Source organism: Streptomyces sp. SudanB52_2052 (genome assembly GCF_964272415.1).
GTDB lineage: Bacteria > Actinomycetota > Actinomycetes > Streptomycetales > Streptomycetaceae > Streptomyces > Streptomyces olindensis.
Genome location: NZ_OZ186796.1, coordinates 3054683 through 3072257, shown reverse-complemented (window position 1 = coordinate 3072257; position 17575 = coordinate 3054683). Strand labels below are relative to the sequence as shown.

The following is a 17575-nucleotide window of genomic DNA, read 5'->3' as shown; positions in this document are numbered from 1 at the left end:
CCAAGCTCAGGCTGTCAGCAGGGGTGGGTTGTCAGGCGGAGGCCTGACGGGCCCGGTTGCGGGCGGCGCGGCGCTTCATGGCGCGGCGCTCGTCCTCGCTGAGACCACCCCAGACGCCGGAGTCCTGGCCGGACTCGAGCGCCCACTGCAGACACTGCTCGATCACCGGGCAGCGACGGCAGACGGCCTTGGCTTCCTCGATCTGCAGCAGCGCAGGACCGGTGTTGCCGATGGGGAAGAAGAGCTCGGGGTCTTCCTCGCGGCAAACGGCGTTGTGACGCCAGTCCATGGCTGCTACCTCTCCTTGATATTACGTGCAGGTGCTTGTGAATGTGAACGCTTTCACGAATCCCTCAACAAGTGAAGGGCCGACCGCCAGGTTCCCTGGCGTGGGTCCTGTGAGTTGAAGAGGGGTTCTGGTGATCAGTGGAGGCCGGTGTTGCGGGCCGTCCCGATCGCCACGTAGAGACTCGCAAACCTCAGCGGCGGATACAACCCCTTCTGGAAAGTTTTTTTTGATTCTTCGGTGTCGACTAGGTCACAGCCGTACTTCCATGGGGTGGATCCTGGCCTAAACGTTCGAGTGAAAGGACTTTAGCCAGTTCTGCTCACACAATCACACGCAGTGCACGGCGTACGCCTGTGAACGTCACGCTCGTTCGCAGCCCCAGGTGGTCACCGTCCATCTGGAGGGGGAGAGGCGCCTTCGAATGCAAGGTGAACTCTGTCAAGTCGTGCAGAGAGGTGGCGTGCTTGCCGTGGGGTCCGCGCTCGGGGGACGAAGTGAGCAACTGGGTGCCATACCGGGCAACCGCCGCGGTGGAGAGGCGGCTGAGAGCGAAGAGATCGAGCCCGGTATCGAACGAGGCCTTAGGTGCCGCGTATATCGGGCGATTCCCCAGAAACGTCCATGGGGAGGTGTTCGCGACTATGGACAGCACCAGATCCGTGACCGGGTCCTCGCCGGCCCGCTCCAGTGTGATCGTCCCGTGCCGCCGGTTCGGTTCGCCCAGGAGCTGCCGCATGGCCTGGCGTACGTAAAGAGCGTGTGTGGATTTCCGGCCGCGCTCGCGGTGCTGCTCCACCCGGCCCACCACACCGGCGTCGAAGCCGAGGCCCGCGTTGAAGGTGAACCAGCGGGCCGGCACCGCCTCGTCCTCCGTGCCCGGCGTGCCGGAGGCCAGGCCGAGTCCGACGGTGCGTTCGCTGCCGTCACGCAGCGCGTCCAGCAGGGCGCCGGTCGCCTCCACGGCGTCGTTGGGCAGGCCCAGGGCGCGGGCGAAGACGTTGGTGGAGCCGCCCGGCACCACCGCGAGGCCGGGGAGGTGCCCCGGGGCGGGTCCGGTGTGCAGCAGGCCGTTGACCACCTCGTTGACCGTGCCGTCGCCGCCGAGCGCCACCACCAGGTCGATGTCGTCGCTGTCCGCCGCATGCCGGCCCAGGTCGCGCGCGTGGCCGCGGTACTCGGTGGTGACCGCCTCCAGCTTCATCTCACTGGCGAGCGCGTGGATCAGTACGTCGCGTGTGCGCGCACTTGTGGTGGTTGCCGCCGGATTGACCACGAGGAGTGCACGCATGACTGGCAGCGTACCTACTGGGGGGTACCGGGCCCAGACCGAGGTAGGGATCGGGTAAGAGACCTGGGGTGAACCTCGCCACGGGGGGCGCGTACGACGAGGGCTACCCTTCAGGGGTGAGCAGTGAGCAGACCCCCACCACCCCGGAGAACAGCGGCCCCCGCCCGCGCCGTCTGACGTACGCCGCGCTGCTGGCCGCGCTGGAGGGGCTCGCGCTGGTCGTCGGCGGCGTCTGGATCCTCGTCCTCGGCGTCACGGGTCATCCCGACGACCGGCAGCAGGCCGTCACCGGGGGGATCACGCTGGTCGTGCTCGCGCTGCTGCCGCTGCTCGCCGCGCGCGGGCTGCTCGGCCGCCGCAGCTGGAGCCGCGGCCCGGCCGTCATCACCCAGCTCATGGCGCTGCCGGTCGCCTACAACCTGCTGCAGGCGGACAGCATGGCCATCCCGGGTGGCATCGCCCTCGCGGTCGTGGCCGTCGCCGCGCTCGTACTGCTGGTGAATCCGGAGACGACCCGGGCCCTCGGAATCCGCGGGCCCGGCAACCCCGGCGCTACGGAGAAGTAGCCGTCACTCCTCGACGAGGAGCTTCTCCCGGAGCTGCGCCAGCGTGCGCGCCAGCAGCCGGGAGACGTGCATCTGCGAGATGCCGACCTCCTGCGCGATCTGCGACTGGGTCATGTTCCCGAAGAAGCGCAGCAGCAGGATCCGCTTCTCGCGCGGCGGGAGGTCCTCCAGCAGCGGCTTGAGGGACTCCCGGTACTCCACGCCCTCCAGCGCCTCGTCCTCCGCGCCGAGGGTGTCGGCGACCGCCGGGGACTCGTCGTCGGTGTCGGGGACGTCCAGGGACAGCGTGGAGTACGCGTTGGCGGACTCCAGGCCCTCCAGGACCTCCTCCTCCGAGATCGCCAGCTTCTCGGCGAGTTCGTGGACCGTGGGGGAGCGGCCGTGCAGCTGCGAGAGCTCTGCCGTCGCCGTGGTCAGCGACAGGCGCAGCTCCTGCAGCCGGCGCGGGACGCGCACCGCCCAGCCCTTGTCGCGGAAGTGGCGCTTGATCTCGCCGACGACCGTCGGGGTCGCGTACGTGGAGAACTCCACGCCGCGGTCCGGGTCGAAGCGGTCGACCGACTTGATCAGCCCGATCGTGGCGACCTGTGTCAGGTCGTCCAGCGGCTCGCCGCGGTTGCGGAAGCGGCGCGCCAGGTGCTCCACGAGCGGCAGGTGCATGCGGACCAGCTGATTGCGCAGCTCCGCGTACTCGGGACTGCCGTTGCTCAGGGTGCGCAGCTTGAGGAACATCTCGCGCGCCCCGCTGCGGTCCGGCGAGCCGTGCTGCGCGCCCTGGGTGTGGTGCGCGCTCGGCGTGTCGTCCTCGGAGTGTCGCTCGTGCTCGCTCATCGTCCCGCCCGTCGCCCTTCCCCGAGCCCTCGCCTCCTCCGCCACTCTCGACTTCCCGCGAGTGGGAGGACCCCCCTGGACGGGGGATGCGGTGATCCCCCCGCCCGGAGGCGCGCTCCGCACGGCACCGTCCCGCTCCTGCCGCCCGCCGCCCGGGAGGACGGCCCCCGCGGAGTCGTCCTCAGGATGCGGGCGGGCCTGTTCGGGGATGCCGTCGATGCCGTCCGCCATGGGCCGGGGCCCGCTCGGACCGCCCGTGCCCGTGCCTGTGCCCTCGGCCGGCAGCTCTCGTGTGCTGCGCTCTTCGTCCCGCACCGGCCCGTCCTCGTTCCTCACGCCGGCCCGGGTCCCGCGCCGCGCTGTTTGTAGAGGCTGATCGAAACGGTTTTGTCCTTGTCCACGGCAGAGGAGACCTTGCCCGCCAGGGCGGACAGGACGGTCCAGGCGAACGTGTCCCGCGAGGGGGCATGACCATCCGTGGTCGGTGCCGAGACGGTGACCTCGAGTGAGTCGTCGACGAGGCGGAAGACACAGCTGAGCACCGAGCCGGGCACGGCCTGCTGCAGCAGGATCGCGCAGGCCTCGTCCACCGCGATGCGCAGGTCCTCGATCTCGTCGAGGGTGAAGTCCAAACGGGCCGCGAGACCGGCCGTGGCCGTACGCAGCACCGACAGGTAGGCACCCGCGGCCGGCAGCCGGACTTCCACGAAGTCCTGGGTCGCGGGCTCGCCTGCGATCTGGGACACCCTCACCTCCATGGTGGTACAAGCGTTCTAGGACCGAGGGTCGCCCCCCGGGGGTAACGCGATACGTGGTTCAGCGGTGACGCTATCGCGCTCTCAACGGTCCTGTCCCCGGGACCCCAACCCCTTGCAGTCACTCACAGTAAACCTGTGGATACGCTCCGTGTCTAGGGGTTGGGCGGGCCCAAATGGGAAGAGCGCGCGCCGGGTTGACGTACCCAGACGTCAGACGGTCGAACCGTCCGCCGCCGGGGTCCTGTCGAGTCACACCAGAACATGGTCGACGAAACACCACCGCCAGGTCTCCCCGGGCTCGTGGGTCCGCATCACGGGGTGACCGGACTGCTTGTGGTGCTCCGCCGCGTGCCGTCCCGGCGAGGAGTCGCAGCAGCCGACGTGACCGCAGCTGAGGCACAGCCGCAGTTGCACCGGATCCATGCCCTCCGCCAGACACTCCGGACACGTCTCGCTGAGCGGGACGGGCTCGGGGTGCGGCAGCGCGTCGGCATGCGTGCACTGTTTCATGATTGCCAGGTTACGACGGTCCAGCGGAAGACCGCGTCGAAAAAAGAGGGCGGGCGAGAACGATGGACGTGATGCCACTGTTGCTGCTGGTGGCGGGCAGCGCCGCGATCGCCGCGGCCGCGCGGCGCACCCCGGTGCCGGCGCCGCTGCTGCTGGTGGCGGTGGGGCTGGTGGTCAGCTACGTCCCCGGGGTGCCCGACTACACCCTCGACCCGCACATCGTCCTGCCGCTCATCCTGCCCCCGCTGCTGCACACGGCCGCCACCGACAGCTCGTACCTCGACCTGCGGGCACAGCTGCGGCCGGTCGCCATGCTGTCCGTCGGGTACGTACTGTTCGCGACCTTCGTCGTCGGCTGGGCCCTGTACCTGATCGTGCCGGACCTGCCGCTGACGGCGGCCCTGGTGTTCGGCGCGGTCGTGGCGCCGCCGGACGCGGTCGCGGCCACCGCCGTGGCACGTCGGGTCGGGCTGCCGTCGCGGATCACCACGATCCTCCAGGGCGAGTCCCTGCTGAACGACGCCACCGCGATCACCGCCTACCGGGTCGCCCTGGCCGCCGCCGTCGGCGAGGGCGCGACCTGGGCCGGGGGCATCGGCGAGTTCCTGGTCGCGGCGGTCGGCGGCGTCCTGTTCGGGCTGGTGCTGATGGCGCCGATCCACTGGCTGCGGACGCACGTGAAGGAGGCGCTGCTGCAGAACACGCTCTCCCTGCTGATCCCGTTCGTCGCGTACGCCGCCGCCGAGCAGGTGCACGCCTCCGGGGTCCTCGCGGTCGTGGTCGTCGCGCTCTACCTGGGACATCGCGCGTGGGAGGTCGACTTCGCCACGCGTCTCCAGGAGGAGGCGGTGTGGAAGATGGTCGCCTTCGTCCTGGAGTCCGCGGTGTTCGCGCTGATCGGGCTGCAGCTGCCGGTGGTGCTCCGGGGCCTCGGCGAGTACGAGGGCGTCGAGGCCGCCTGGTACGCCGTCGCCGTCTTCCTGGTGGTCGTCGCGGCCCGGTTCGTCTGGGTCTACCCGGCGACCTTCCTGCCACGGATGATGTCGGCGCGCATCCGGGAGCGGGAGGGGCGGCTGACCTGGAAGGGGCCGTTCGTCATCGCGTGGGCCGGCATGCGGGGCGTGGTCTCGCTGGCGATCGCCTTCTCCATCCCGCTGACCATGCACGGCGGCGAGGAACCGTTCCCGCAGCGCAACCTCATCCTGTTCCTGACCTTCACGACGGTCATCGGGACCCTGGTCGTGCAGGGCCTGACCCTGCCGCCGCTGATCCGCCTGCTGAAGTTCCCCGGGCGGGACGCGCAGGCCGAGACGCTCGCCGAGGCCAACGCCCAGGCGCAGGCCTCCCGGGCCGCCGAGCGGCGCCTGGACGAACTCCTCTCCGACGAGCGCAACGCCCTGCCCGGGCCGCTCGCCGACCGGCTGCGCACCGTCCTGGAGCGCCGCCGCAACGCCGTCTGGGAGCGGCTCGGGCAGGCCAACCCGGTCACCGGTGAGTCCGTCGACGACACCTACCGGCGGCTGTCCCGGGAGATGATCAGCGCCGAACGCGAGGTGTTCGTCAGGCTCCGGGACGGCCGGTACATCGACGACGAGATGCTGCGGACCCTGTTGCGCAGGCTGGACCTGGAGGAGGCGGCGGCCTTCCGGGAGGCGGCGTAGCGACCGGGCCGGGCGTCACGGGAAGGGGCGGCCGGTGACCACGGCCGCCACCGTCGTCCCGCGCGCGAAGGCGCCCTCCTCGGCCAGGGCGACGAGCCCGTACAGCAGCTTGGCGACGTACAGGCGCTCGACGGGCAGGCTGTGACGGTGCTCGAAGTCCGCAGCGAAGGCGTCCAGCTCGTCGGGCACGCGCGCGTAGCCGCCGAAATGGAAGCGGTCGTCCATGCCCCAGTCACCGCGCGGCCCGCCGAAGGCCTGCCGCTGCAGTGCCTCCGTGTCGGCGGTCAGGAAGCCGCCCTTGAGGACCGGCACCCCCAGGGCGCGCTGCCCCGGGGCCAGACCGGCGGCCAGGCCCGCCAGCGTGCCGCCGGTGCCGCAGGCCACGGCGACCACCTCGGCCCGACCGCGCAGTTCGGCGCCGAGCGCCCGGCAGCCGCGCACCGCCGCGGCGTTGCTGCCGCCCTCGGGGACGACGTAGCCCTCCTCGGCGTCCGCCGCGCGCAGGATCCCGGCCAGGACTCCCGGCTCGGACGTGCGGCGGTACGTGGCCCTGTCGACGAAGTGCAGCCGCATGCCGTCGGCCGCGCACCGGGCCAGCGACGGGTTGAGGGGCCGGCCGGCCAGCTCGTCGCCGCGGACGACGCCGACCGTGGGGATGCCGAGCAGCCGGCCGGCGGCGGCCGTGGCACGCAGGTGGTTGGACCAGGCGCCGCCGAAGGTGACGACGGTACGGTCGGCCGCCGCCGCCAGGTTCGGTGCCAGCTTGCGCCACTTGTTGCCGATCAGCTCCGGGTGGATCAGGTCGTCCCGCTTCAGCAGCAGCCGGACGCCCCGGCGCTCGAAGCGGCCGTCCACGACCTCCTGCACCGGCGACGGCAGCCGGGGGCCCAGTGCGGCGAGTCCGGGGGTGTCGGGGCTGGTCACGCGGCCATTGTCACCCGCGCGTGGGGGACGGGGTCTCGCGGCTGACGTCCGGACCGGGTTCCGACGGCCCCCGCCCGCGCCGGTTGCGCGCGAGCGCGAGGAGCGACGGCCCTCCGCGCAGGCACCAGAGCGCGATCACCGGGTCGCAGATCGCGCAGCCCAGGGAGGACGTGTGGGCGAACGGGATGATCGGGTCGCCCTTGATGTGGTGGACGACGTCCCAGGCAGTGTGCAGCAGCCATCCGACGCCGATCCAGGTCCACGACTCCAGGCCGCGGAAGGCCACGTAGGTGACGAGCGCGGTGAAGGCGAACTCCCAGCCGCCCAGGCCGCCGCCGCTGAGGTACGCGGCGCCGGCACCGGCGACCATCACCGCGTTCAGCCGCCGCCGGTGAGGCTCGCGGACGAAGGACATCAACAGGGCGTAGAGGACCCCGATCACGATCGGCGCGATGTACTGCATGGAGGGACCGTTTCTGGGATGGCCGGCGGGGACGGGCCACCACGCTAGAACCGGCCCCGGGCGGGCCCCAGAGGCATTACCGACAGGTTCCCACCGGTTGTCGCCACCCGGCCCTGGCTCCGCCGCGGGCCCGTCGAACGCCGGAACGGGCCCCCTCCTGCCCAGTAGTACGAAGATCCATTCCCGCTCTTTCGGGTAATAGCACAGCCGCGCTTCCTGCGGAAGGCTTGGGCGTGCACGTCGATGCCCGAGGCATATGGGCGTCGATCACAACCGGGAGGGCAGTTCTCTATGTCGGTAGGCGAAGAGGTCCGCACGGAGGAGACCAAGCCGCAGCAGAGTCTCGGCACGGCGGCCGCGCGGAACCTGGCCACCACGACCAAGTCCGTGCCGCAGATGCAGGAGATCAGCTCCCGCTGGCTGCTGCGCATGCTGCCCTGGGTGGACATCCAGGGTGGTACGTACCGGGTGAACCGGCGACTGACGTTCGCCGTGGGCGACGGCCGGATGACGTTCGTGAAGACCGGCGACCGGGTCGAGATCATCCCCGCGGAGCTGGGCGAACTGCCCGCTCTGCGGTCGTACGAGGACGAGGAGGTGCTCTCCGAGATCGCCCGCCGCTGCGAACAGCGGGAGATCCAGGCCGGGGAGGTGATCGCCTCCTTCGGCAGCCAGTCCGACGAGGTGTACCTGCTCGCACACGGCAGGGTGGAGAAGATCGGCACGGGCCCGTACGGCGACGACGAGTCGCTCGGAGTCCTCGCCGACGGCGCCTACTTCGGCGACGAGGCCCTGCTGAACCAGGACGCCATCTGGGAGTACACCGCCCGCGCGCTCACCGCGTGCACCGTACTCGTGCTGCCCCGCCAGGACTTCGAGCAGATCGCGGAGCGCTCGGACTCGCTGCGCGAGCACCTGGAGCAGCGCCGCGCGATCCCCCGGCAGCGCTCCAACAAGTACGGCGAAAAGGAGATCGACCTCGCCGCCGGCCACTCCGGCGAGCCGGACATCCCGCACACGTTCGTCGACTACGAGGCCCGGCCCCGTGAGTACGAACTGAGCGTCGCCCAGACCGTGCTGCGCATCCACACGCGCGTGGCCGACCTCTACAACCAGCCGATGAACCAGACCGAGCAGCAGATCCGGCTGACGGTCGAGGCGCTGAAGGAGCGCCAGGAACACGAACTCATCAACAACCGCGACTTCGGCCTCCTGCACAACTGCGAGTACGACCAGCGGATCCAGCCGCACGACGGCGTGCCCAGCCCGGACGACCTGGACGAGCTGCTCAGCCGGCGCCGCGGCACCAAGCTGCTCCTCGCCCACCCGCGCGCGATCGCCGCGATCGGCCGTGAGCTCAACAAGCGGGGGCTGGTCCCGGAGACCATCGACATGGCCGGCAACCGCATCCCCACCTGGCGCGGCGTGCCGATCTTCCCGTGCAACAAGATCCCGGTGACGGAAGCCCGTACGACGTCGATCATCGCCATGCGTACCGGCGAGAGCGACCAGGGCGTCATCGGTCTGCGGGCCTCCGGCATCCCGGACGAGATCGAGCCGAGCCTGTCGGTGCGCTTCATGGGCATCAACGAACAGGCCATCATCAAGTACCTGGTCACGGCGTACTACTCGGCCGCGGTCCTGGTACCGGACGCGCTCGGCGTCCTGGAGAACGTCGAGATCGGCCGCTGGCGGTGACGCTTCCGGTACGTCGGCCGTGTCCCCGCCCGGCGGGGCGGGTACACCCCCGGGGTACGCGCCCAGCGGCAGCGGAAGCGCCACCGTCCGCTCGTTCTCCGAGGCGGTCCCATGGGTGAGTCCCTCACGGATACCGAGTCCAGGACGGAGACGACGGTGCCCGCACCCGGCGGGCGGCGCGTCGCCGAGCCCCGGCGTGCGGCCGGGGCGCCGGAAAGGCGGGAGCCCATCGAGACGCAGCAGGACGGCCGGCCGGGACCGGCCGAGGGGCACGAGGCGGTCATGCTCCTGGAGCGGGCCCGGGCGGAGGTCGACCCGGTGCTGCGGGCCGCGGTCGGCTCGCTGCCCGGGCCGATGCGCCGGATCGCGCTCTACCACCTCGGCTGGGAACGGGAGGACGGAACTCCGGCCGAGGGCGGCTCGGGCAAGGCGATCCGCCCCGCGCTCGTCCTCACCGCCGCGGCCGCCCTCGGCGGACCCGAGGCCCGGGCGGGGGCGGTCCGGGCGGCCGCGGCGGTGGAGCTGGTCCACAACTTCACGTTGCTGCACGACGACGTGATGGACCGGGACGCCACCCGCCGCCACCGGCCCACCGCGTGGACCGTGTTCGGCGACGCCGACGCGATCCTCGCCGGGGACGCCCTGCAGGCGCTGGCCCTGCGGCTGCTCGTCGAGGACCCGCATCCGGCGTCCCCGGCCGCCGCCGCCCGGCTCGCGGACTGCGTGGTCGAACTGTGCGCCGGACAGCACGCCGACACGGCCCTGGAGCGGCGCGGCCCCGGCGAGGTCACGCTGGACGAGGTGCTCGCCATGGCGGAGGCCAAGACCGGCGCGTTGCTGGGCAGCGCGTGCGCGATCGGCGGGCTGTACGCGGGCGCCGGGGACGCGGACGTGGCGGCGCTGGACGCGTTCGGCCGGGAGGCCGGGCTCGCCTTCCAGCTCATCGACGACGTCATCGGCATATGGGGCGATCCGAGCCGTACCGGCAAGCCCGTCGGTGCGGACCTGGCCGCGCGCAAGAAGTCCCTGCCGATCGTCGCGGCCTGCGCCTCCGGCACACCGGCGGCCGCCGAACTCGCCGAACTGTACGCACGTCCCCACGACAAGGAGGACCTGGACCACATCGCCCTGACCGTGGAGCGCGCGGGCGGCCGTGACTGGGCCCAGGGCCAGGCGGCCGACCGGATGGCCCGGGCGATGCAGCAACTGGCGCGCGCGGTGCCGGGCCCGGAGGCGGCGGGCGGTCTGCTGGCCCTCGCCGAGTTCGTGACGCGGCGCAGCAGCTGACGGTAGGCACGCGGCCGGTCGACGCGGCAGCACCGGGTGACCCTTCGGGCGTCCGAAGAGGCACCCAACCGGTGACCCTTCGGGCGTCCGAAGGTGAAGAGACCCCGGAGCGCCGGGGGTTGTGCGGCTCCTGACTCCGCACGGCCGCCGGGCTCCGGCCGGCGGGTCCCGCACTTCCCCACGGGGTGCGGGGCCCGCCTTCTCGCGCGCCCGGGGCGATCATCTCCGGGCGGATGTTCGACTGAATCCCGCCAAGCTCCCGCCCCACCGTCCGGGACGGCCCCGGACGGCCCTACGATCAACGCCCGTCGGGACGAGCTCGGAACGAGCGAAGGGGCGGGACATGGGCGTGGCGATCCGGACGGCGGGCGAGGGGGACCGGGACCTGGTGGTCCGGCTTCTCGACGAGGCGTTCCAGGACGACCCCGTGAGCGGCTGGGTCTTCCCCGGCGCGGCGGACCGCCGTGCCAAGCACGCCGGGCTCATGGCCGCCTTCACCGACGTGGTCCTCGCGTCCGGGCGCATCGACCTCACCGAGGACGGCTCGGCCTGCGCGCTGTGGCTGTCCATGCCGGCCGACGAACACGACGCCGACGCCGAGGACGACGGTCCGGCCCAGGTGCGCCAGGCCGTGGACCCGGACAACGAGCGCATCGAGGCGATCGGCCGGCTGACGGCCGCCATCCACCCCTCCGGGCGGGCCCACGCGTACCTGTGGATGATCGGCGTGACCCCGGGCCGCCAGAGCGAGGGCCTCGGCACCGCGCTCATCGAGTCGGCCCTCGACCGCTGCGACCGTGAGGGACAGCCGGCGTATCTGGAGGCCAGCAACGCCCGCAGCCGCAAGCTGTACGAGCGCCTCGGCTTCCAGCTCGCCGGCCCGGTCCTGGAACTCCCCGACGGCCCGACCATGTGGCCGATGTGGCGCGAGCCCAGGCCGCACCGGGCATCCTGACCTGACTTCTCCGACCGGCTCTCAGCTTCCCTACCGGCCTCAGCGCCTCAGCCCTGCCCGGCCGGCCGGTCTCGGTCCTCCTGGTGGCGGTCCTCCTGGTGCCGGTCCTCCGGAGACCCCTCCCCCTCCGGCAGCACCGTCGCCACGATCCGCTCCACCAGCCCGTCCGGCACGTCCACCCCGGGCAGAACGCCCTCCAGGACGCCCGGCAGCGTCAGGTGCTCCAGGAGCAGCCCGAGCATGGCCAGGTACAGCACGGCGACGGACTCGTCACCGCCGGGCAGCCCGGCCGCCCGGTGGAACTCCATGGCCTCCTCCAGGTCACCGCGCACCGACCTGGTGTAGGAGGCGAGCAGTTCGGGGCGCCGGGTGGCCTCCAGGCGCAGCTCCATCAGGGCCAGATAGCCCGTGCGGTCGCGGGTCGCGCGGGCCATGAGGTCGTGCATGAACGCCGTGACGAGTGAGCGGTCCTTCGGCCGGGTCATCAACCCGGCGACCACGTCCGGATCGGGCGCGAGCCGTACGTGCAGCCGGGTGTCGATCTGGCGCAGCAGGTCGGCGCGGTCGGTGAAGTAGTTGGAGGCGGTGCCCACCGGCACGCCCGCCTCCGCGTCCACCGCGCGGAACGTCAGCCCCCGCGCCCCCTCCCGCGCGAGCACCTCGACACCGGCGTCGACGAGCGCGGCCCGGCGCCCGGGGTTGCTGGCCATGCGGAGTCCCTTCTCCCACTTCGACGACTCGCGGTTATTCCCTTGCAACCACTACAGCAGGAGCACTACAACTGAAGTTGTTGCGGCGGCAGCCTACGAAAAGAGACCGGCTTGCGAAAGCTCACGTACTTCATCGCCTGCTCCCTCGACGGCTTCATCGGGGACCCGGGCGGCGACGCGTCGGCGATGCTCCCCTTCGTCGACGAGGAGTTCTTCGCCTTCCTCAAGGCGGAGTACCCGGAGACCATCCCGACCCAGGGCCGCCGCGCCACCGGCATCGACGACCTGGAGAACAAGCGGTTCGACACGATCATCCAGGGCCGGGCCAGCTACGACCTCGCCCTCAAGGAGGGCGTCACCAGCCCCTACGCCCACCTGCGCGAGTACGTCGCCTCCCGCACCCTGCGGGAGTCGCCCGACCCGAACGTCGAGATCATCGCGGACGACCTGGTCGACAAGGTCCGTCAACTCAAGGGCGAGGACGGCGAGTTCGGCATCTACCTGTGCGGTGGCTCCCGCCTCGCGGGAGAACTGCTCGACCAGATCGACGAGCTGGTCATCAAGTCCTACCCGCTCGTGTACGGCACGGGCATGCCCATGTTCGGCTCCGGATTCGCGGTCTCGGAGTTCGCACTGGAGTCGGCGCGCACGTTCGGCAACGGCGTGCTGGTGCGCACGTACAGCAGGAAGCGCTGAGGCCCGGACCGTCCTACCCTGAGGACATGGGCAGCAAAGGACAGGTCTGTCCGGCCTGCGGACAGCCGGTGGAGACAGTCGTCCGGCGCCACAAGACGCTGGGCGCGTGGGTGCCGCGATGGGTGGCGGGCCCCTGCCACAACCCCGCGTGCGCGGCCTGCGACGAGCAGGGCGCGGTGCGCCACACCCTCGAGGGCACCGGGCAGGAGGCCGCCCGTCCCGCCCGGGGCGCCGCCCCACCTGCGACGACCCCGCCCGGCAGAGCGGTGCGAGCCGACGGAGCGGACTGATGAAGTACCTGGTCATGGTGCAGGGCGCCCAAGCGGACTACGAAGCGATGCGCGGCAAGGCGTCGGCGTCCTCCCCCTCCTGGAGCGAGGAGGAGCTGCAGGCCATGTTCTCCTACATGGGAGCCATCAACGACGACCTCGCCGAGACCGGTGAGCTCGTCGACGCGCAGGGCCTGGCCGAGCCGGCACAGACCCGGCACGTCACCCTCGGGACCGACGGCAAGGCCGTCATCACCGACGGCCCGTACGGCGAGACCGAGGAACTGCCGGCCGGCTACTGGGTCCTGGAGTGCGAGAGCCTGCAGCGGGTCACGGAGATCGCCGAGCGCGTCGCCCGCTGCCCCCAGCCGGCCGGCGCCCCCGACCACTCGGTCGTGATCCGCCCGATCATGGACGGGTCCGGGGACATCTGACGAGCCGTCGCCGACGGATGCGCCGGTGCGGACGCCGCACGAGCCCACCTCCTGGAACGCCCGAGCCACGCCATCTCCGGTCCCGGACGGCGCGGTTGAGGGACTAGCGTGTGCGGCATGGGCATGACGGGGGAGCGGCGGCGCAGGCTCTGGCGCCGGGCCGTGATCGTGTGGGCGGTGGTCGTGGTCGTCGCGGGCGGGCTGACCCTCTGGGTGCAGGACTCGACGGAGCCGCAGGGGCCGTACGTCTGGGAGCGGACCGACCCCGACGAGACACCGGACCTGCCGCCCTGCCCGACCCCCGAGGGCGTCGGGGCGGTCCTGTGCGCGTACGCGGAGACGGACTAGAGCCGCAGCCCGCCCGTCTCCGTATCCCGGCTCGTCAGGCAGTACGTGCCGCCCGTCGGGTCGCGCATCACCGTCCAGCCGGAGAAGGCGGCCACGTACCCGGCTCCGAGTTCCTCGTGCCACGCCCGGGTCGCCTCGACGTCCGCGCAGGCGAGGTCGAGGTGGGCGGAGACCGGGCGCTCCTCCTCGAGGCGTTGCAGAAGCAGCCGGACCGGCAGGCCGGGCGGCGGTGCGAGCACGTGGAACTCGGGGAGGGCGCCGGGCCGCGACTCCCAGCCGGCCAGCAGGGCGCTCCAGAAGGCGACTTCGGCGTCGTACGCCGAGGGCGGGACGTCGACGCACACCTGGTCGAGCCGGCTGCCCCGCACGACGCCCGGCCGCGACGCCTGCCCTCGCCAGGGGTCGGCGCAGAACAACTGCCCGCCCGGCGACCGCAGCACGACGAGCGAGCCGAGGTCCTGCACCACCCGCGCACCGAGCCGCACGGCCGTGTCGGCGAACTCCCGCACGTCCGTCACGCAGAAGTCCAGGTGCGCTCCGCCGGGACCCGACCCGACCGCCTGGGCCTTCACGCACGCGTCGGCGCCGTCCGGGAGCATGGTGACGAACTCGGAGTGGTCGCCGCGGAGTTCGGAGAGCCGGGTTCCCGTCACCGCGGTCCAGAAGTCACAGGCGGCACCGAAGACCTCGCGCGGCCGGTCGGCGAAGGCGTACGTCCAGCGGATCGTCATGGCCGCGATCCTATGGGGCAGCCGCCACGGCCACCCGCATGAACCTTGACCAGCCTTTGCCTCGCCGTTCCCCGCCTATTGGCCTGGGCTTGTTTGCATTCAGGAATGGACCACATCACGTTCCTCGTGGCCGTCGTCATCGTGACGGCGCTCGCGTTCGACTTCACCAACGGCTTCCACGACACGGCGAACGCGATGGCGACGTCCATCGCCACCGGCGCGCTCGCCCCCCGAACGGCGGTCCTGATCAGCGGTGTCCTCAACGTCGTCGGCGCCTTCCTGTCCACCGAGGTGGCCAAGACCATCTCGGGCGGCATCGTGGACGACACCCTCGTCACCCCGGGAATGATCTTCGCGGGGCTGGTCGGGGCGATCCTGTGGAACCTGCTGACCTGGCTCGTCGGACTGCCCTCCAGCTCCTCGCACGCCCTGTTCGGCGGGCTGATCGGAGCCGTGTGGGTGGGGGCGGGCAGCCACGGGGTCAACTTCGACAAGGTCGTCGAGAAGGTGCTGGTCCCGGCGGTGGCCTCGCCGGTCGTGGCCGGGGTCGCCGCGCTGCTCGCCACCTACCTCGCCTACCGGCTCACCGACCGCGCCCGCAAGGAGTCCGTCACCAAGGGCTTCCGCGTCGGCCAGATCGCCTCCGCCTCGCTCGTCTCGCTCGCCCACGGCACCAACGACGCGCAGAAGACCATGGGCGTCATCACCCTCACCCTGATCTCGGCCGGGGCGCTCGGCCACGACGCCGGTCCGCCCCTGTGGGTCATCGCCTCCGCGGGCCTCGCCATCGGCCTCGGCACGTACCTCGGCGGCTGGCGGATCATCCGCACCATGGGCAAGGGCCTCACCGAGATCCAGTCGCCGCAGGGCTTCGCGGCCGAAACGGCCTCCACGACCGTCATCCTGACCTCCGCCCACCTCGGCTTCGCCCTGTCCACCACCCAGGTCGCCTCGGGCAGCATCCTCGGCGCGGGGCTGGGCCGCAGGCTCGCGGAGGTCCGCTGGGGCGTCGCGGGCCGCATGGCGGTCGCCTGGGTGATCACCCTGCCCGCCGCCGCGCTGGTCGGCGGCCTGGCCGCCGCGGTCGTGCAGAACGGCGGCGACCTCGGGACGGCGGTCGTCGCCCTGGTCGGCGCCGCCCTCGCCGCGGGCATCGTGGCGCTCTCCCGCCGCAACCCGGTGCACGCGCACAACGTCAACGACACGCACGAGGTCACCCTCCGTACCGAGCCGCCGGCCAAGGTCGGCGCGGCCGCCTGAACGACCGGGAGTCGACATGCATCTGGACTGGACCGCACTCGGCCAGGTCACCGCGGTGAGCCTCGGCGTCACCGTGGCCGTGGTCGTCGTCTTCGCCCTCGGCGTCCTCGGCCTCGCCCGGCTGGAGGGCGCCCGCGAACACCCGGGCGGCAGCAGCGCCCTCGGCCTGGGGCAGGCCGCCCTGTGCTTCCTCGCCTGCGCGGCCGTGGTGGCGTACGGGATCTACCTGATCGTGCCTCAGTTCCACTGAGCGCGTACGACGAAGGGGCCCGGCCGGATCGGCGGCCGGGCCCCTCCGTCGTACGGGGCGATCAAGCCTTCTTGGTCTCCCAGAAGATCTTGTCGATCTGGGCGATGTAGTCCAGCGCCTTCTGGCCGGTCGCCGGGTCGGTGGAGCCCTTGGCGGCCGACAGGGCCTTCAGGGTGTCGTTGACCAGCTGGTGCAGTTCCGGGTACTTCTCGAAGTGCGGCGGCTTGAAGTAGTCGCTCCACAGCACGGACACGTGGTGCTTCGCGAGCTCCGCGCGCTGCTCCTTGATGGTGGTGGCACGCGCCTGGAAGTGCGGGTCGTCGTTGCCGGCCATCTTCTCCTGGATGGCCTTCACCGACTCCGCCTCGATGCGGGCCTGGGCCGGGTCGTACACACCGCAGGGAAGGTCGCAGTGTGCGCTGACCTTGACCTTGGGGGCAAACAGGCGGGAAAGCATGGAGCATTCCTTCCTCGTGATCGTCTTCTCACAGGGGACATTACTCCCTGGGGGAAGGGTTTTCGCGAGTGCCCCCATGGGCTTAGGACAAAAGTCCGGGGTGAGACTGAGACTGGTGGAGGAAGAACCGGGGAGGTGCCGGGTGATGCCGGAGCTGTCGCAGGAGTCCGGACGGGGAAGGCCGGCCGCGCCGTTCGGGGTGGCCGAGGTGACCGGGCCGTCCATGGTGCCCACCCTGTACCACGGGGACCGGCTCCTGGTGCATTACGGCGCCCGGATCAAGCCCGGTGACGTCGTCGTGCTGCGGCATCCCTTCCAGCAGGACCTGCTGGTCGTCAAGAGGGCCGCCCAACGGCGCGAGAACGGCTGGTGGGTGCTCGGCGACAACGCGTACGCGGGCGGCGACAGCACCGACTACGGCGTTGTGCCCGACGACCTCGTGCTGGGGCGGGTCCGCTTCCGCTACCGGCCGCTCAGGCCCGGCCGGCGCTCGCCCTGGGCGCTGCTCGGCTGGGTGCTGTCGGCCGCCAGGCCGGTCCTCTCGGGCAGGTCGGGCCGGGCCGCCTCCAGGCGTTTGCGGGCCCGGTAGGCCGCCACGTTGGCGCGCGTCGCGCAGCGGTCGGAGCAGTAGCGCCGGGAGCGGTTGGTGGAGGTGTCCAGGTAGGCGTTGCGGCAGGGCGCGGCCTCGCACAGGCCGAGCCGGTCCACGCCGTACTCGGTCAGGTGGAACGCCAGGCCCATCGCCGCGATCGCCGCGTAGCCCGCGGTCGCGTTGGACGGGTGGTCCGCCAGGTGCATGTGCCACAACGGGCGGCCGTCGTCGTCGCGGATGTCGTGCCCGGAGATCTGGGGGCTCACCGGGAACTCCAGCAGCAGTGAGTTCAGCAGGTCCACGGCGAGCTGCTCGTCGCCGCCGTCGGCCGCCTCGAACACCGCGCGCAGCCGGGCCCGGACCGAGCGGAAGCGGGTCACGTCCGCGTCCGTGGCGCGGCGGGCCGCCGACTGCTGGGCGCCGAACAGATCACGGACGGCCTCGACCGACGTCAGGGTGTCCTTGCCCCGGGCCGGCTCCTCCGTGTTGACGAGGCGCACGGCATAGTCCGAGTAATAGGCCAGTTCCACTTGTAGTCCTTACGGAGGGGCTTTATGGTCGTGAGCGCGCACTTGTAACAGCTGATGGTGCATCCAGG

Annotated in this window: 22 protein-coding genes and 1 pseudogene; 12 read left to right on the top strand and 11 right to left on the bottom strand. The window is 71.6% G+C overall.

The genetic code is table 11. From position 1 onward, the window contains the following. Positions 1-31 precede the first annotated feature (31 nt). Positions 32-289: a WhiB family transcriptional regulator gene (locus ACSUPV_RS13355; RefSeq protein ID WP_003992873.1), complete on the bottom strand. Its 258-nt coding sequence runs from the start codon at positions 287-289 to the stop codon at positions 32-34. Positions 290-608: 319 nt separating this feature from the next. Beyond that, entirely contained in the window at positions 609-1577 is a 969-nt protein-coding gene (locus tag ACSUPV_RS13350; RefSeq protein WP_031114427.1) for a diacylglycerol/lipid kinase family protein, read from the bottom strand. Positions 1578-1693: 116 nt separating this feature from the next. Here ACSUPV_RS13350 and ACSUPV_RS13345 point away from each other — a divergent pair, with 116 nt between their 5' ends. Next, positions 1694-2143 carry a hypothetical protein gene (locus tag ACSUPV_RS13345; protein WP_031114429.1) on the top strand — a complete coding sequence of 150 codons (450 nt, stop codon included), beginning with the start codon at positions 1694-1696 and terminating at the stop codon, positions 2141-2143. Between the two features lie 3 nt (positions 2144-2146). On the opposite strand, the gene ACSUPV_RS13340 is transcribed toward ACSUPV_RS13345, so the two are convergent. The 3 genes from ACSUPV_RS13340 to ACSUPV_RS13330 form a co-directional block, all read right to left on the bottom strand. Then, the gene (locus ACSUPV_RS13340; RefSeq protein ID WP_078650976.1) at positions 2147-3289 is read right to left on the bottom strand and encodes an RNA polymerase sigma factor SigF; all 1143 of its coding nucleotides are present in this window, start codon (positions 3287-3289) and stop codon (positions 2147-2149) included. A gap of 17 nt (positions 3290-3306) precedes the next feature. Further along, on the bottom strand, positions 3307-3720 hold the full coding sequence (locus ACSUPV_RS13335) for a hypothetical protein (protein ID WP_003992877.1): 414 nt from the start codon (positions 3718-3720) through the stop codon (positions 3307-3309). Between the two features lie 261 nt (positions 3721-3981). Continuing rightward, on the bottom strand, positions 3982-4242 hold the full coding sequence (locus ACSUPV_RS13330) for a UBP-type zinc finger domain-containing protein (protein ID WP_031114431.1): 261 nt from the start codon (positions 4240-4242) through the stop codon (positions 3982-3984). A 62-nt stretch (positions 4243-4304) separates the two neighbouring features. On the opposite strand from ACSUPV_RS13330, the gene ACSUPV_RS13325 reads away from it, so the two are divergent. Next, positions 4305-5903 (top strand): Na+/H+ antiporter, encoded by a 1599-nt coding sequence (locus tag ACSUPV_RS13325; protein ID WP_031114433.1) that lies wholly within the window; start codon positions 4305-4307, stop codon positions 5901-5903. A 15-nt stretch (positions 5904-5918) separates the two neighbouring features. Here ACSUPV_RS13325 and ACSUPV_RS13320 read toward each other — a convergent pair whose 3' ends face one another. Continuing rightward, entirely contained in the window at positions 5919-6827 is a 909-nt protein-coding gene (locus tag ACSUPV_RS13320) for a 1-aminocyclopropane-1-carboxylate deaminase/D-cysteine desulfhydrase (RefSeq protein WP_436947543.1), read from the bottom strand. Positions 6828-6837: 10 nt separating this feature from the next. After that, complete coding sequence (locus ACSUPV_RS13315) at positions 6838-7290, bottom strand: DUF6010 family protein (protein ID WP_359786721.1); 453 nt, start codon at positions 7288-7290, stop codon at positions 6838-6840. Between the two features lie 291 nt (positions 7291-7581). Between ACSUPV_RS13315 and ACSUPV_RS13310 the strand changes: the two genes are divergently transcribed. From ACSUPV_RS13310 to ACSUPV_RS13300, 3 genes are all read left to right on the top strand, one after another. Next, positions 7582-8988 (top strand): family 2B encapsulin nanocompartment shell protein, encoded by a 1407-nt coding sequence (locus tag ACSUPV_RS13310; RefSeq protein ID WP_031114439.1) that lies wholly within the window; start codon positions 7582-7584, stop codon positions 8986-8988. 111 nt (positions 8989-9099) lie between these two features. Further along, positions 9100-10275 carry a family 2 encapsulin nanocompartment cargo protein polyprenyl transferase gene (locus ACSUPV_RS13305; RefSeq protein ID WP_382614086.1) on the top strand — a complete coding sequence of 392 codons (1176 nt, stop codon included), beginning with the start codon at positions 9100-9102 and terminating at the stop codon, positions 10273-10275. Between the two features lie 343 nt (positions 10276-10618). Beyond that, positions 10619-11230, top strand: coding sequence for a GNAT family N-acetyltransferase (locus tag ACSUPV_RS13300; RefSeq protein WP_436947542.1), 612 nt, complete (start codon positions 10619-10621; stop codon positions 11228-11230). Between the two features lie 47 nt (positions 11231-11277). On the opposite strand, the gene ACSUPV_RS13295 is transcribed toward ACSUPV_RS13300, so the two are convergent. Then, positions 11278-11940: a TetR/AcrR family transcriptional regulator gene (locus ACSUPV_RS13295; protein ID WP_436947541.1), complete on the bottom strand. Its 663-nt coding sequence runs from the start codon at positions 11938-11940 to the stop codon at positions 11278-11280. Between the two features lie 111 nt (positions 11941-12051). Between ACSUPV_RS13295 and ACSUPV_RS13290 the strand changes: the two genes are divergently transcribed. The 4 genes from ACSUPV_RS13290 to ACSUPV_RS13275 all read left to right on the top strand — a co-directional run bounded on the left by ACSUPV_RS13290 (position 12052) and on the right by ACSUPV_RS13275 (position 13687). Next, positions 12052-12636 carry a dihydrofolate reductase family protein gene (locus ACSUPV_RS13290; protein WP_037766185.1) on the top strand — a complete coding sequence of 195 codons (585 nt, stop codon included), beginning with the start codon at positions 12052-12054 and terminating at the stop codon, positions 12634-12636. 26 nt (positions 12637-12662) lie between these two features. Further along, positions 12663-12926 (top strand): hypothetical protein, encoded by a 264-nt coding sequence (locus tag ACSUPV_RS13285; protein WP_051851245.1) that lies wholly within the window; start codon positions 12663-12665, stop codon positions 12924-12926. Beyond that, a complete protein-coding gene (locus tag ACSUPV_RS13280) occupies positions 12926-13339 on the top strand; it encodes a YciI family protein (protein WP_436947540.1) in 414 nt (137 codons plus the stop codon). Before ACSUPV_RS13285 ends, ACSUPV_RS13280 begins: the two co-directional genes overlap by 1 nt. A 117-nt stretch (positions 13340-13456) precedes the next feature. Continuing rightward, entirely contained in the window at positions 13457-13687 is a 231-nt protein-coding gene (locus ACSUPV_RS13275; protein WP_037766190.1) for a hypothetical protein, read from the top strand. Here ACSUPV_RS13275 and ACSUPV_RS13270 read toward each other — a convergent pair. Then, positions 13684-14418: a VOC family protein gene (locus tag ACSUPV_RS13270; RefSeq protein WP_436947539.1), complete on the bottom strand. Its 735-nt coding sequence runs from the start codon at positions 14416-14418 to the stop codon at positions 13684-13686. The genes ACSUPV_RS13275 and ACSUPV_RS13270 overlap by 4 nt on opposite strands. Positions 14419-14523: 105 nt before the next feature. On the opposite strand from ACSUPV_RS13270, the gene ACSUPV_RS13265 reads away from it, so the two are divergent. Continuing rightward, positions 14524-15678 carry an inorganic phosphate transporter gene (locus ACSUPV_RS13265; protein WP_031114452.1) on the top strand — a complete coding sequence of 385 codons (1155 nt, stop codon included), beginning with the start codon at positions 14524-14526 and terminating at the stop codon, positions 15676-15678. Positions 15679-15694: 16 nt separating this feature from the next. Then, on the top strand, positions 15695-15928 hold the full coding sequence (locus tag ACSUPV_RS13260) for a hypothetical protein (RefSeq protein ID WP_031114453.1): 234 nt from the start codon (positions 15695-15697) through the stop codon (positions 15926-15928). 61 nt (positions 15929-15989) lie between these two features. On the opposite strand, the gene sodN is transcribed toward ACSUPV_RS13260, so the two are convergent. After that, on the bottom strand, positions 15990-16385 hold the full coding sequence (gene sodN, locus ACSUPV_RS13255; RefSeq protein WP_010040396.1) for a superoxide dismutase, Ni: 396 nt from the start codon (positions 16383-16385) through the stop codon (positions 15990-15992). Between sodN and sodX the strand changes: the two are divergent. Continuing rightward, positions 16273-16782, top strand: a pseudogene (sodX, locus tag ACSUPV_RS13250) (nickel-type superoxide dismutase maturation protease); the annotation flags it as partial. The gene sodN and the pseudogene sodX sit on opposite strands and share 113 nt — an antisense overlap. Before the next feature lie 65 nt (positions 16783-16847). On the opposite strand, the gene ACSUPV_RS13245 reads toward sodX, so the two are convergent. Then, positions 16848-17507, bottom strand: a complete 660-nt coding sequence (locus tag ACSUPV_RS13245; protein ID WP_037766201.1) for a CGNR zinc finger domain-containing protein — start codon at positions 17505-17507, stop codon at positions 16848-16850. Positions 17508-17575: the final 68 nt, after the last annotated feature.